The organism is Nitrospira sp. BLG_1 (assembly GCF_047338595.1).
Classification (GTDB): Bacteria; Nitrospirota; Nitrospiria; order Nitrospirales; family Nitrospiraceae; genus Nitrospira_D.
In genome coordinates this window covers 1-14,136 of sequence record NZ_JBLFBO010000053.1, presented here as the reverse complement: position 1 = coordinate 14,136, position 14,136 = coordinate 1, and the positions used below count along the sequence as shown (strand labels likewise).

General features: G+C 51.6%; 10 protein-coding genes and 1 pseudogene. 1 reads left to right on the top strand and 10 read right to left on the bottom strand.

The genetic code is table 11. The annotated features are described in order from the left end of the window. From ACMTNU_RS18475 to ACMTNU_RS18460, 4 genes are all read right to left on the bottom strand, one after another. Positions 1 to 2,116 (bottom strand): PQQ-dependent sugar dehydrogenase (locus tag ACMTNU_RS18475; protein ID WP_413936770.1); only part of this gene is annotated, 2,116 nt, incomplete at its 3' end. Between the two features lie 965 nt (positions 2,117 to 3,081). Next, the gene (gene prsR, locus ACMTNU_RS18470; RefSeq protein ID WP_413936769.1) at positions 3,082 to 4,476 is read right to left on the bottom strand and encodes a PEP-CTERM-box response regulator transcription factor; all 1,395 of its coding nucleotides are present in this window, start codon (positions 4,474 to 4,476) and stop codon (positions 3,082 to 3,084) included. Between the two features lie 152 nt (positions 4,477 to 4,628). Beyond that, positions 4,629 to 5,330 carry a GNAT family N-acetyltransferase gene (locus ACMTNU_RS18465; protein WP_413936772.1) on the bottom strand — a complete coding sequence of 234 codons (702 nt, stop codon included), beginning with the start codon at positions 5,328 to 5,330 and terminating at the stop codon, positions 4,629 to 4,631. 384 nt (positions 5,331 to 5,714) lie between these two features. Further along, positions 5,715 to 6,680, bottom strand: coding sequence for an exosortase/archaeosortase family protein (locus ACMTNU_RS18460; RefSeq protein ID WP_413936768.1), 966 nt, complete (start codon positions 6,678 to 6,680; stop codon positions 5,715 to 5,717). A 97-nt stretch (positions 6,681 to 6,777) separates the two neighbouring features. On the opposite strand from ACMTNU_RS18460, the pseudogene ACMTNU_RS18455 reads away from it, so the two are divergent. Then, positions 6,778 to 7,895 (top strand): annotated as a pseudogene (locus ACMTNU_RS18455) (IS3 family transposase). 21 nt (positions 7,896 to 7,916) lie between these two features. Here ACMTNU_RS18455 and ACMTNU_RS18450 read toward each other — a convergent pair. From ACMTNU_RS18450 to ACMTNU_RS18425, 6 genes are all read right to left on the bottom strand, one after another. Then, the gene (locus ACMTNU_RS18450; protein ID WP_413936771.1) at positions 7,917 to 8,276 is read right to left on the bottom strand and encodes a fibronectin type III domain-containing protein; all 360 of its coding nucleotides are present in this window, start codon (positions 8,274 to 8,276) and stop codon (positions 7,917 to 7,919) included. Positions 8,277 to 8,499: 223 nt separating this feature from the next. Further along, positions 8,500 to 10,068: a DUF4038 domain-containing protein gene (locus tag ACMTNU_RS18445; protein WP_413936767.1), complete on the bottom strand. Its 1,569-nt coding sequence runs from the start codon at positions 10,066 to 10,068 to the stop codon at positions 8,500 to 8,502. Positions 10,069 to 10,231: 163 nt separating this feature from the next. Further along, complete coding sequence (locus ACMTNU_RS18440) at positions 10,232 to 11,392, bottom strand: sugar transferase (RefSeq protein WP_413936766.1); 1,161 nt, start codon at positions 11,390 to 11,392, stop codon at positions 10,232 to 10,234. Then, entirely contained in the window at positions 11,389 to 12,390 is a 1,002-nt protein-coding gene (locus ACMTNU_RS18435) for a Gfo/Idh/MocA family protein (RefSeq protein ID WP_413936765.1), read from the bottom strand. The genes ACMTNU_RS18440 and ACMTNU_RS18435 overlap by 4 nt, the downstream gene beginning before the upstream one ends. A gap of 32 nt (positions 12,391 to 12,422) precedes the next feature. Next, a complete protein-coding gene (locus ACMTNU_RS18430) occupies positions 12,423 to 12,884 on the bottom strand; it encodes a hypothetical protein (RefSeq protein WP_413936764.1) in 462 nt (153 codons plus the stop codon). 186 nt (positions 12,885 to 13,070) lie between these two features. After that, positions 13,071 to 14,039, bottom strand: a complete 969-nt coding sequence (locus ACMTNU_RS18425) for a hypothetical protein (protein WP_413936763.1) — start codon at positions 14,037 to 14,039, stop codon at positions 13,071 to 13,073. Positions 14,040 to 14,136 lie beyond the last annotated feature (97 nt).

Sequence of the window (14,136 nt, the reverse complement as noted above, 5' to 3'; positions counted from 1 at the left end):
TCACTAGCCCCGCTCCCCCGCCCCCACCGCTACCCCCCGTGGTGGCAGAAATGGTTGCAGAATTTAGACTCTGATTCCCACTGCTATCCGTTGCACGAACACGATAGTTATAGTTGGTGTTTGCCAATAAGCCGGTATCGCCGTAACTGGTCGCACCTACACTGGCGATCTGTACAAAGTTCGTACAGCCCATCCCCTGGCACCGCTCCACTAGATATCCGACCGATCCTGAATTATCCGTAGAGGCCGTCCAGGCCAAATTCACCTGTGATGAGCTAATGGCCGTAGCAGCTAGCCCTGAAGGGCTAGACGGTGGTGTCGTGTCGCTGAGGACGGGTAAATTTACGCTGGTGGTGCGGCTCAAGCCACTGGAATCTGTTGCGCTCAGTTGAAATTCATAGGAGTACGTTCCAATGCCATGATATTGAATGGCGACTGAGCCTGTTGAACCGGTCGTGAAGACTTGTGTGTGAGTGTGATCGTTGTGGTGCAAAAGAATTGTCCACTTGAGCCCACTGGTGGGAATCGTTCCATCATCCGGATCGGTTGCAGATCCCTGATACACCACAGTTTGTCCAGGTAAGACACCAGTGCCATCAATGGGAGCCTGAATGGTCGGAGAGTTGGGTGGCACACTTCCCACAGTGACCTTGACCCTCGCGGATGAACTCTGATTCGTGGTGGTTGTAACAGTCAATGTAGCGGTGAATGTCCTAACCGTACTCGAAGTATAGGTATGGGACGGATTGGCTACAGTCGATGTTTGACCGTCTCCGAAGTCCCACAGATATGACAAGGATGTCCCATTCGGACCAGTTGATCCCGCACTGGAGAAATTGACTGTAAGGGCTGAATATCCATACGACGGTGTAGCTGTGGCTATTGCAGTTGGCCCATTATAACGAACCCGCATTACGCGGCCGGTATTGATCTCCACATAGTACAGCAGGCCGTCAGGCCCTAGCTCCATATCAACTGGACCATTTAGTCCCGTGGCAAAAGGGACTGTACCAGTCATGTTATCGGCCTGATCAAAAGTCATCCGTCTTACCCAGCCCGCCGCGTAGTCCGTGATGAACCATGTGTTTCGATAGACCTCAGGGTATACCGTTGCCGTATAAAATGGTCCACCGATGGCAGAATTGCCGACAAACGGGGCGCTTCCAGACCCTGGAACACCAGGGTGAGGATATGAAATAAGCGGCGCAGTGACGACATTGGTTGTCAGGGGAGCACATTGGGTTGGGAAAGCATTTTGATAGTCTGGTTGAGGATTGTCCCCTTCATAGCAGGGCCAGCCAAAGTTTTTCCCACGGCCCCTACCGAATTCTTCCCAGGTATTCCAGCCAACATCGCCAATATAAGGTTCTCCAGAGACTGGGTGGAGCGTGAAACGAAAGGGATTCCGAAGACCATAAGAGTAAATTTTCGACCTAATCGAATTGGTCCCATCGTCGAAGGGATTGTCCCCTGGTGCGTTTCCATCTTCCGTGATGCGCAAAATTTTCCCACGTGGGTCGTTGAGGTCCTGCGCGACGAGTGCATCTCCATCGACCCCTCCCGCAGTGGTGTCCTCTCCATGTCCTACGAAGAGTCTGCCGTCTGATCCGAATCGTAGGGTCCCGTTCTCATGGTGATGGAAATTGTTGGGGATCGTCATGATGACCGTTTCACTATTAGTCAGTGCGACGTCGGGATTTTGGGCATTCGCGATAAATCGGGAGAGCCGTTCGATTTTTGGGCTTGAGTCATTAGGATTGCCACCGTCTTCGCGAACATAAATCACATAGACATATCCATTCACGGCAAAGTTCGGATGTAAGGCTAAGCCAAGCATCCCTCGATCGTCATACGTATTGACGTTCGCGCTGATATCAAGGAACGGTGTCGGCAATAACTGACCATTCTTGTATATCCTAATCACGCCGTTTCGCTGCCAAATGAACATTCGTCCGTCATTAGCCCATGTGACCCCGACAGGCAGGAACTGAGGGAGTGTCGTGACGACTTCGGATGAGAATCCAGGGTCACTAAATGTCTGAGCCTGTGCGGATGATGAGAATAATAATTCAACACCAGGATAGAGAAGGATAATGAGGATTATAGAGAGGAACATTGACTGGAAACGTCTTGTATTAGGCATGCTCGTCTTTCTCTTCTAGAGGCACCTAGGTATCCATCGCTTCAATGGGTTAAACTGCTGGGCAGCCGTCGAGGGTTTCCTCAAGGGATGGCTCCATCCAACCTTAAACCAGCATGATGAAGGTATGCCGAAGAGCGGGGAATATAGAGGGAGGAGGTAATTGTTCGCGGAACAGGGAACTCTGAACAAGTAACACGGCCCCTAGATGAGGTCGGGGTTTGAATCGGATCAGCATCAAGGATTTCAGCTTGATAGTCCTGTAGTATAATGGACGGAAAGCAATGACCAACAACTTCAATAAGTAGTGCAAGCACGGAATGACGTTAGGTAACAGTCATCGTAGGAAGCCGGAATACAATACATTCGTCAATCAATTAAACCAGACCGATTGTCCCCCCAATACGGTCTATCCTCTTCTTGAATTCCGATTCAAGACTCTCAGTCCAACTAACCCAGCACTCAATAGAATGGCTGATGCTGGCTCAGGGACGGACACAGGCTTGGGCTTGGGCTTGGGCTTACGTGCAAAACTATCAAGACTCGTGCTTTCATAGGTCAGGGTAGTGGTTGTCTGAGCCATCGCCACATTCCCAGATACCCCTGTGAGCAATATTGCAGTCCCTAGAAAATAGGCGCAAAGTACTTTTTCTCGTATGCTCATATTTTTGTTACTCCTCCATGTTCCTAGCAGGAACAAATTGCAAACCATGCATTACGAGGTAGAATACCCAGCAAACCCTGTTCCTGAATCGTACTGTGTTATAAGTGTGCGAAAGCACTCACACTTTATGTATGATTTATCATTCATCAAATATTGATCGTAAAATATATTTACAATTAATTTTCATCAGCGAATAAAACAAAACAAAATATTCAATTATTTCGAAGTCCTATGAATTTAATCATATGTAAATATAATTTACACATTCAGAACTTCTCTACGTCTCTTGGTTTTCGAGTTCATCTGTCCGTTTCGGTAGTCGTAATCGATACCGAGCAAGCAACTGGTAGAGCGTAGGACGGCTGATTCCTAATTCAACCGCTGCCTTGGACACATTACCATCGGCCTTTTCCAGCGCCCGCTGGACGATCTCTTTTTCTCGAATATCGCGCGCGCCACGGAGCGTTGGAGAATCTGGTTCAACAGAGAAGCTGGCAGGGAACCCCAAGGTTTCAGGAGTGATGTATTTGCCTTCTGCCATCACCACCGCCCGCAGGACTCTGCTTTCTAGCTCCCTGACATTTCCAGGCCAATGGTGAGCCCTCAACAATTCAATCGCCTGCAGTGTAAACCCTTTCAGAGGTTTTTTGTGTACTGATGCAAACTTCATTAAGAACATGTTCGCGAGGAGAGGAATATCCGATCCTCTTACCCTCAGGCAAGGAATCGGAATGGTCAGAACACTAAGCCTGTAAAACAAGTCTTCTCTAAATCGACCACCGTTGATTGCCGCTTGCAGATCAACATTCGTCGCAGCAAACACTCGAACATCGACTTTGATATTCTCCCTTCCCCCCAAACGATGCATTTCATGATCTTGTAAAAAGCGTAGCAACTTGACCTGCAAGTTAAGCGGGATATCTCCGATTTCATCCAGAAAAAGTGTGCCTCCTTGGGCGGATTCGATCCGACCCTTCTTCTGCTGGGTCGCACCCGTGAAAGATCCCTTCTCATACCCAAAGAGCTCACTCTCCAGCAATGTCTCCGGGATTGCGCCGCAATTAATCGCGATAAAGGGCGCCTCTTTGCGCGCACTCAGCCGGTGAAGTGCGCGAGCAACAAGTTCCTTCCCCGTCCCGCTCTCTCCAGTGATGAGAACCGGGACATCAGTCGGCCCGACGCGACGAATCATACTGTACAGATTCTGCATAGGCTCGCTCTTCCCAACAAGACCTTCAAACTCAGTTGCAACAGCCTGCTCCCGAATGGCCCGTTTCTCCCGTTCCAAGTTAAAGAGATATGTGGCCCGCTGCAAGACCACCTTCAGCACGTCAAGCTTCACCGGCAATTCAAGAACGTCATACGCGCCACTTTCGAACGCAGCGATGATAGTCGCTTGATCAGAATTGTCCAAGATAACAATGACCTTGGCGTTCGGATTGAGTCGAAGCAACTCTTGCAGGAACGCCAACGGTTCGGTGGTCGAGACATCAGTGGAAAGCAATCTCAAGTCCAGTACCACCACCGGTGGCGTAGCTTGCCGAACATGCAAGAGTGCAGCCGTGCGATCCGATACCTCGAAGAGCTCGTAGTCCGAGGTAAACGCCCACCTCATCTGATCGCAAATAGCGGCATCAGGCGTGACGAGTAGCAATGTAGGACGTGTGGTCATGGCAGTACTGGTTCTTTGTTTTAAATCACGGGGCGACCCAGAACGGTAAGAGCCTCTCGCCCGATTTAGCTGGATTTAGGAAGGGCAATCCAGGGAAGGGACTGTCGCCAGCTAAATGTTTGCTGCGGCCATTGCAACTTGCGACTTATTGCTCAGGCGACATGGCGATACATAAGCCGGCCAGCGAAGACCAACATTTTGAAAGGAACTGAAGCACAAACGGCTTTTGCCAGGCGCGTCTTGAGACGTTCGAGAGCGGGAGAGCCCTCATGAATAGGACTACGCCACAGAGTAAGCCGCACACTCTGTGCCCCCCAACGTTCCTTGAACCTGATCAGTCCGCGATTCTCACTATCTGACCGACCGAAATCCAGGAGTTCCCTGCCGGACGCTTTCGCAGCTTGAATGGTTCTCCAAAAAAGCATAGGAGTCGCCCCGAGATGGTGAAACTCCGCGTCGGAGCCGCCATACTTGTAATACACTGTTTTCCCATAATTCATGGTTAAAATTCCCGCAACAGGCCGATCCTGGGTGAAGGCGACCCGAAGACAGACATTCTCTCCCATGTGCGCAACAAGATTGTGAAACCATTCGAACGGCTGTGGTGGAAGATACTGACGAGACCTGGTCTGTACGATGAGAGCATAAAATGATCGCACCAGAGATTCGCTCCGTCCCTCTTCATACCTCAAAGACTGACGTTCTGCATGACGAATTCTCCGTCTGATGCAATCCCTATGAAAGCTTCCGTACAGCTCGTCGAGATTTGGCCGAAGATCGAGTCTATGCCACTGATAAACGCTACACTCCCTAAAGCTCTCCTCGGAACCGAGAACGGTACCACTGGTTCGCATTTCGACATATCTCCAACCCTGTGTTCTTCGGAGTATTTCGAGATGAGTGCTAAGGGTCTGCAGTTGCGCAATATGTTCGACAAGCGGTTCGCAGTGATCCGTGAACGGTAAGGAAACCACCCGGTCACCGGTTACCCAACTTCGCACGACACAAAACAAGAGCGCGTTCGTTAACCGTTCGGTGGGTATCGAGGTGGTGACAGCCAGCGGTTCATAGCCATACGTCGTTTGCAAGGTGCGCAACCACCCACGAGTATGAAAAACCGATGCGGCGGGATGTTGTTCAACAAACCTAGGCCACCGAGGATCTGTGAGTGGGTCAAGGAGGCGAACCGTACGGGATGTAATCGTGTTGTATCCTTCCTGTTCGACCATGCCATTTCCTCACTGAATCATCATGGAATCTGGACGGCGTTCATATCGTCGAAGAATTAGGACGATACTAAAGAGCACGACCAGCGAGAACAGAAAGAGTGGGATGCCACCACTTCGGTGGAGAGCGCTATCCGTAATGAAGATGGGGTCGACGTAGTTGGCCAGAAGTGCCAAGCCGACGATACGGAAGGCATTCTTGATGATGGCCAGTGGAACGACAACTACGACTAACGCGGTCTTAGACCACCCTGAGGTCAAAAACCAGTGACCGGCGACCAGACTGGTGATGATGAGTGCAAGAAAGGAGCGGACCCCGCTGCATTCCTCGGAAATGAATATGGAAAAATTCGAGAGCGTGAAGATGAACCTCTCACGAACGACAGGGATGTCGAGGATTAAGAAAAGTACATCCACCGCATCAGCAGAACTGCGCTGTAGGAAATTGGTTATTGCGTCCAGGAAAACAGTAGGCAAAGGAACCATGAAGAGGAGCATCACCAGTGCAAACAAATCCTTTCGAAAACACCCAACTCCAAAACCAAAGAGAAACAGCCCCCAGCACATCACCACAAAGGTCAAAATCTCCACAGCTAGTCGATCCTGTGTCCAGTCCTGTCCTATAGCGAACCAATAGCAGACCGATCCACCAGCCATGACCAACAGGCCGACCGTCGGACTCCATGCGTGGGAAGTCAGAATGGTCGTTCGATTCATAAACAACAAATAACATGTCAGCGCCGGAATCAATAATACGTAGTCGAAATGTGTGTTTTCCAAGGTAAGGGTGAAAAGTTTCACGAGCGGCGCCCAAAACCAAGCGCATAAACCCGCGAATGCCAGAAGGGCAAGAGCGTTCCGCTGCCCCTGTCGCCAGGGCAAGGGGTGGCTCAGGAGCTCCAGGTCAGGAAGTACGACAGACGAAGCCGCCTGATGTCCTAAGCTCAGTCCGTTTTTGTCAGAATGAGGCTCTTTCACGGATGAGAGGGGGCTCCGGAAATTCGGACAGTGTGATAAGTGGTAACCTTGGCTTCACGAAAACCACCAAGTTGTGGTGAACCAAAGGAGCGAGGCAATGAAACGAACGAGACGGAATCACGGAGCGACGTTCAAGGCGCAGGTGGCCCTGGCCGCCGTCAAAGGCGACAAGACATTGGCCGAACCATTGAGTGTCCATCCCACCCAGATCACCGAATGGAAGCAGCAACTGCTGGCCCGGGCCGTAGATGTGTTTGGCGGGCCCAAACCACCATCAGATACCCCGGATCTCAAGACGCTGCACGCGAAGATTGGGCAATTGACCCTGAAGAATGATGTTTGAGAAGGGGCGCTCACCAAGGCCGGCTTGCGGAGCGCAAAGCCATGATCGATCGCACCCATCCATTACCTGTGCGGCGGCAATGCCACCTGCTGAACCTGGCCCGATCGACCGCCTAGTACCGGCCAACGCCGGTATCAGAGACGGTGCTTGCGCTGATGCGACGGATTGATGAGCTGCATCTGCAATATCCCTTTGCCGGGGCGCGGATGCTGCGTGATCTCTTGCAGCAGGAGGGCTGCGCCATTGGTCGCCGTCAGGTGGCCACCCTGATGCGTCGCCTGGGGATTGATGCCTTGTATCGAAAACCGCATCTCAGTCGGCGGCATCCGGCCCATCAGGTCTACCCCTATCTCCTTCGAGACCTGGCGATCACCCGTCCGAACCACGTGTGGGCTACCGATATTACCGACATCCCGATGCAATGCGGCTTCGTCTATCTTTGTGTAATCCTGGATTGGGCGAGTCGCCGAGTGTTCGCCTGGCGGCTCTCCAATACGCTGACCACGGACTTTTGCCTCGACGCGGTGCGGGAGGCGATCACTCAGTATGGCTGTCCTGAGATCTTCAACACCGATCAAGGCTGTCAGTTCACCAGCCTGGAATTCACAGGCTTACTGAAAGATCATGGTATCAAGATAAGCATGGGTGGCCGTGGTAGCTGACGGAACAACGTGTTGGTTGAACGCCTGTGGCGGAGTCTCAAATATGAAAAAGTGTATCTACGTGCCTACGAGACCGTGAGTGCCGTGAACCAGGGCGTGGCGCGCTATCTCAAGTTCTATAACCAGCAGCGCCCCCATCGGGCGCTTGACGGACACACGCCCGATCGGGTGTATTGGGGAAACCGGCCCACACAGCTTGCCGCTGCGTAGGCCTCAACTGCCAGGCACCACCTATGAACTGGCAAAGACTGTCCAACTAACCGGAGCCACTTCTTCGTTCCAGGCGTAGCGTAAGCTGACCACCTCGCGCCACCATCCCCAGGAGGGGCAACAGTCTAGCAATGGAGTACGGATGAAGACCTCATTTGAACAGTGACTTTCAAGTCCATTATAGGCGCTCACTGCAAAGTAGTAGGTCAATCCTCTGTCTAAGTCGGCCACAGTTCCTTGGTGGGAGGATTGTTGGGAGGAAACGAACTGTTCTTGATCGTACGCGCAGGAGCCTAGACGGTTGGGAGACTGTTTTCCATAATGAATGTAATAGCCAATTACACTTGAATCATTGACAGGGTCCCAAGCCAAGCTGACCATCGCTCCGGTGGGGGTAGAGCCCGAAGAAATTGTTGATCCTTGCTTGCCATCAGACCCGCAGCCAAGGAGTAACAGAAGTATTAGACTCAAGCCCATCCAAAAACTACGACGGATGACTAATCCCGGATCCCATGTGCTTGCCGTTGGGACCATACTCTGCTTACTTCTCACTGCGGCATCACTCGAAGGGAATTGGACAAGTGCCTAATACCAATCGCTCGCTTTACTGTTTCTCTAAGAGCAAAACCCAGTCGGTAAAGCCAGTGCCGTTATTTCCAGGCGGAATAAAGTCCTGAGCGCCGGTGTTTGCAAATGTGCCAATCAGTGTGTACACAGCTGTAGTTGGATTGAACCAGCGAGCTCGTGCCTGACCGCTCATCGTTGTCAAATCAATAGTAATTGCCCCGGAATGATCAGGCGGTACATAGGCGACCATCAACGTGCCATCTGGCGAGGCCGCTGCAGCGATATAGTCTGGGAGATTCGGCTGCGAGCCCCCAGCAGTCACAATCGTCTTCATCCCCCCGAGCCCGGATGGGACGAGGTTGTGCCAAGCAATGGATCGAACAAAGGCATTGAGCCGCGCCATGTCCTGCGCACCCTGTGTATTTAGATGCGCCTGCCAGCCATCAGAACAGAATGAAATCGACAAGAGCTTTGGAGGGTTGAATGGCCACACACAACCGTTGCCTGAAATATAGCCACCGATCCCGGATAACCACCCCCACCACTGAAAGCGGCGGACAGGCTGGATTGCATATAATGGGTTAGCCTCGTTGCCATCAGGTCCTTCTTGGTCATATGGTTCCTCAAGGAGAAACGTTGGCATTTCAGGAAAAAACTTGTACCCTTTTTGAGCAAATGTATTAACGTCTCCTCTAAAACTGTATGCTCCCTGAAGAGAGCCAACCGCTCGAAGTTCTGGGTCAGCTTGGTCAGTATAGATCGACTCTGAGCTCCACTCAGCCGAAATGTTTTTGCTTTGTCCTTGGACACTCTGTATCCCCTTGAGCATAGCAAGTTCTGCATCGAGCTCACCCGGCCTTACAAAACTCCCGTAGTCCCCGCCTAGCATCCAAACGATATTGCGCTGAGTCTTATATCGGTTTGCGATAAAACTACCATAGATCGTCATGCGAGTGTCCCCGTTAGCGGTCATCTCAGCCATCCAACCTTCAGCCCCACCTCCATTTCCCGCATAAGCTGGAAATAAAAAACAAAGAAGTCCTTTGGACTCAGCGTAGGTCACAATCGCATCAATGTGTCTCCAATAAGCCTCATTGGGTAGCGAGAAGTCTGGGGCCTCCTTCGTAATATCATGGTAAAAAAGCGACCCATTCCAAAGGTGCCCGTCTAATGTTGTCATGAATGGCAACTCGGCATTTCCACCAAAAGGTTCATTATTGCCGCGATCGTCGTGGTTAATAACATGAAGCTCGATGGCATTAAACCCTTTAGCCAGTGTGTCGTCGATAAACAGTTTATACTCCACTTCCGAAAGCGATGTAATGAACCAGGCCGTTCTACCTAGGATAGGAAATGGCACGCCATTCTGATCCTGCAAATACCGATGATTGGTCGAAACGAAGAGAGGGAAGGCAGGTTGTGGGGCCGCGACAGGAGGTGAACTAACTGGTACTCTGGGAGAAGATGAGTCCCTGCTACATCCCTGAACGTTGCAGATAACTGACAACCCTACGAAGATAATGCCGACCAGAACTAGATTAAGTCCCAGCACGAACTTCTTTCGGTCCTTCCTGATAGTCTTCAACCTAACCCCAAATTCACTCATCTCACACCTCTTTTCCCATAACAAGGTCTGTAGACTTATGCTTCACGAGGAGGTGGTCGTAGAAGACGATGTACTTCAGATCCTTGATGGCAGTGTCGGTCTTATCGAGGCGGTGACGACCGGTACGAGGAAAACCTAAAAGAGTCCAAGCCTACACATTTTGTCAACAGGCCCCCTTCCCGGTGATCATCGCGGCTGGTGTCGTTAGTAAAATCTTGATGTCGGACCACAGGGACATGGTCCTGGCGTACCGTAAGTCGAGGCGCACCATTTCGTCGAAGGTCGTGCGGCTCCGACCTACCACTTGCCAGAGACCGGTGATACCAGGCTTGGCCTCTAACACACGACTTCTATGCCACGGCTTGTATTGTTGTAATTCGTACGGGAGCGGAGGCCGTGGACCCACCAGGGACATGTCACCGATCAGCACATTCCAGAACTGGGGTAGCTCATCAAGACTAGTTCTGCGAAGAAGCCGGCCGATGGGTGTGATCCTGGTATCATTCGTGAGCTTGAAGACGGTCGGGTTCTCTTCCGCTTGGGCCTGACCGCTGGCGGAGATGAACCAGCTCACGTAATCATGATGAACCGAATGATCTGCCGTGGCATGCATTGACCGAAACTTGTACATCGTGAAGGGCTTCATCAGATGCCCCACCCGTATCTGCTTGAAAAACACTGGCCCGGGTGACGACAGCTTTACAAACACAGCGATGAAAGCAAACACCGGCAAGAAAAGAAGTAATAGCATTGAACTAAGTACAATATCCATACCTCGCTTGAGTACCTGGAACTTTGAGATGGATACGTGATCCGTCGATAATTCTGGATACAGCGCCAAATCCGGAGAAGGCACTTGCGCACCGCTTGATACGGTTGGCTCCGGATACACCAGTAACTTGATCGAGATCCGTCGTGCGAGCCCATCATTACTCTGAGGCGTGACTGCGCTCTTGACTGTGCTTTTGATCCGATCACAAGCCCCCCCTACGTCGGCAGGATCAATATCAGGCATGATCAAACCGATGACGTACGGCGGTGTGAACCAACCCAGAATACCCACATCCGATGTGAGAACCGACAACGCATTCATCACAGCGGTGTTGCCGCTTACCTTCCGCTCCATTGAACATTGTGGTAGTTCGACCAACACCATTACCATGGCAAGCCCAGAACGATCGGCACGCTTTCGTTCTCGCATGATCGCCTGCTTGAAGAATTGTTCCTCTAACAGCATGGGATACGGCTCCGTTCCATTGCTGTCATCACGCATAACTATCCAATCGTCTTTAATCGGCTCTATCTCCGTCGTACGATGTTTCATGCCAGCACAATTTCCCTATGCTGATTCAAGGACTGTTCCGCCGCCTCGAGAATACGTACGACTCGCAGCCCCGCCACTCCGTCGTTGATTGGTCTTATCTTATTCATGATGCAGTCCAAGAAATACCGACTTTCTACCTTCAGTGCTTCAGCTTCTTCGATTTTTGGCGCGTGCATATCACCGGTTCTGTAACTGACTAAGGCCGCGTGCATTCCGGTTTGATTTGTGATGTCGGCACCTTTGTCATAGACGCGCAGCTTTTCTGCCAGATCAAGATCATTCCAGACCAGCATGCGTTTTTGACCACCGACCAGCGTCGTCCGCATTTTAACCGGTGACAGCCAATTCACGTTGATATGCGCCAGAACATTGTCCGGGAAATATACGGTTAGGTAGGCGATGTTTTCGAGATTGTTTACGTGGGCTCCCCCGGTTGCCACGACCAGTTCTGGCTCGGTCCCGATTAGGTAGTCCATAATCGACAAGTCATGCGGCGCAAGGTCCCAGAGCACATTTACGTCGTGTTGAAACAGCCCCAAATTCACGCGTGTCGAATCATAATAATAGAGGCGACCCAACGTGCCCTCATCAATCAGTTGTTTGATTTTTCTGACGGCTCCGGTGAAGAGAAAGGTATGGTCCACCATGATCTGGAGTCCCCGGCGATCCGCAATCTCAATGAGATCTTCGGCTTCAGCGGAGGTTGCGGTAAAGGGTTTTTCCACGAATACATGCTTCCCATTCTCAAGCGCTTTCTTGGCCAGCTCGTAGTGATACGACACCGGCGTCACGATCGCCACCGCATCGATATCCGCAGCGACAAGCACGGCATCCGGGTTCGTCGTCACACCAATGCCGGGATGCGCCGCCATCACACGAGTCAATGCCGAAGGAGACTTGTCGCAGACTGTGACGACCTGGCAGTCGTGGTGCCCACGGAAGTTTCGAACCACATTCGGTCCCCAATACCCATACCCAATTACGCCGAGACGTAACATAGTCACACTCCTTGAAAGAGGGTTAAAAGAGATTACAAAGCCTGATTTTCTGAAACAGGACACGAAGGAGGGTAATTCAACGGATTGAATGTCGTGAGCTCACCAGGATCCAGTCCATGCATCTGAAGCGAATGAACATTCGTAGGTGAGAAGACACCAGACAAGCGATCTAGCAAACGAGCTTGTAGTGTTTTGCACCCATGAACGGCGGAGTCTCGTTGAAGTGTCGTCATGAGAATACCAACGATGCGACCTTGTCGATACCAGCCGACATAATCAGTGTCACGACAATTGCGGGACAGCAGAGAGATCGCCTTGTCGGCAAGCACGTCTCCTAGGGGTATGACAAGCCCTTGTGGGTTTGTGCGATAGACGAGCAAGACTCGACAGAGATGACCCAATCGTTCCGAACGCTTGGACTCGCCAAGAACGAGGTTACGGAAGCTTCCTTCCTGGTACACCCCCACTGAACTGGAGTACTTCGCGCCTCTCATCCATTCTCCTAACAACGGCCACCTACCTTAGGATGCTTCAGTCCACTGGTTGGGAGAGTAGAGAACTGAGACCGATCTTTGCGATGAAGAGCTTACGAATCGGTCAGGTGTAAAACGTGTCGCCGAAATGGTTGCCTGGGTGCGGATCGCTGATGCTGATCCCTGTGAACTGGCTCTGTGTGGGGCTTATGCCCGTCTATCGTTGCTATTTGGTGAATTCAAACAGCTCGCATGCTGATCCAGTCGAGGCTTGATCTGCGCAGCAAAGGCTGCAACCTCACGCGGAAGGGCATACCAGCAGGTATCCCCGTACCGAGTTATGACGTACTTCAGAAGTCGTTCATATAGATCAACCGGATACTCCGAGGAATTCGGTCTGCCACCAAAGGACATGTAGTCCGGATGTACAGTGACCAAAGCCATCCCACCATGCGAAGCCACCCAATCTAGCTTCTTCGTCCAGAGGTCAATTGTCGTTTCCTTCATGACGAGAAACAATGTGGAGTCCTGCGGAAGTGTATAGGGCAATTCAACATAGCCGCGTGAGCCGTTGGGTTGAATCCAAAACGGGAAAATGGTCCCGACTCTATCCGGTTGCGGCTCGAACGGATCCGTATCGAAGGTTGAAGCATCATAGAGTATGTCGAGTCCATGAAGCCAATCGAGGTTATGGAGCATGTAGCCAGACCGGAAGCCCGATGCGCCCCACATTTTGAGATACTGATTGATTCTCAGAGCTTGCTTCTCAAAGTGCTGTGATGAGCGATAGAGCGATCCATCGTGATATAGGTCATGGACACCGACTTCAAAACCGTCGTGTTCTAAATCGGCCCGCAATAAGTCGGGAACCTGATACTCCCCTTCCGGCACGAAGTTGAACGCGGTGCGGATACCCAATGCTTTGTCCAGACCTGCCAGTTTCCGGCACCGTGCTAACCCGCGCGCCCCCTCGACGTCATGGGTCACAATAAACGCAAATCGCTTGCCATTCGGCCACCCAGGCCAGCCCTCAGGCGGTCGAGCTGCAGACGGCAATACTGGCCAGGAGTCGTTGAACTTCTTCCGCAGACGGTTGGCAAGCAAACGTCGGGCTCGTACTCTGATGGCCCAAGGGATAGCCGGCTTCAGAAGATAATATATCTGCGCCCATGTCATGGAGGTCATGTCAATAGGTGTGTAACTGGTTCAGGCGGCGGCCCTCTCGGCTTGATCGGTTGTGTTGCGGTTTACACTTCCTGACCGTTTCCTTCTT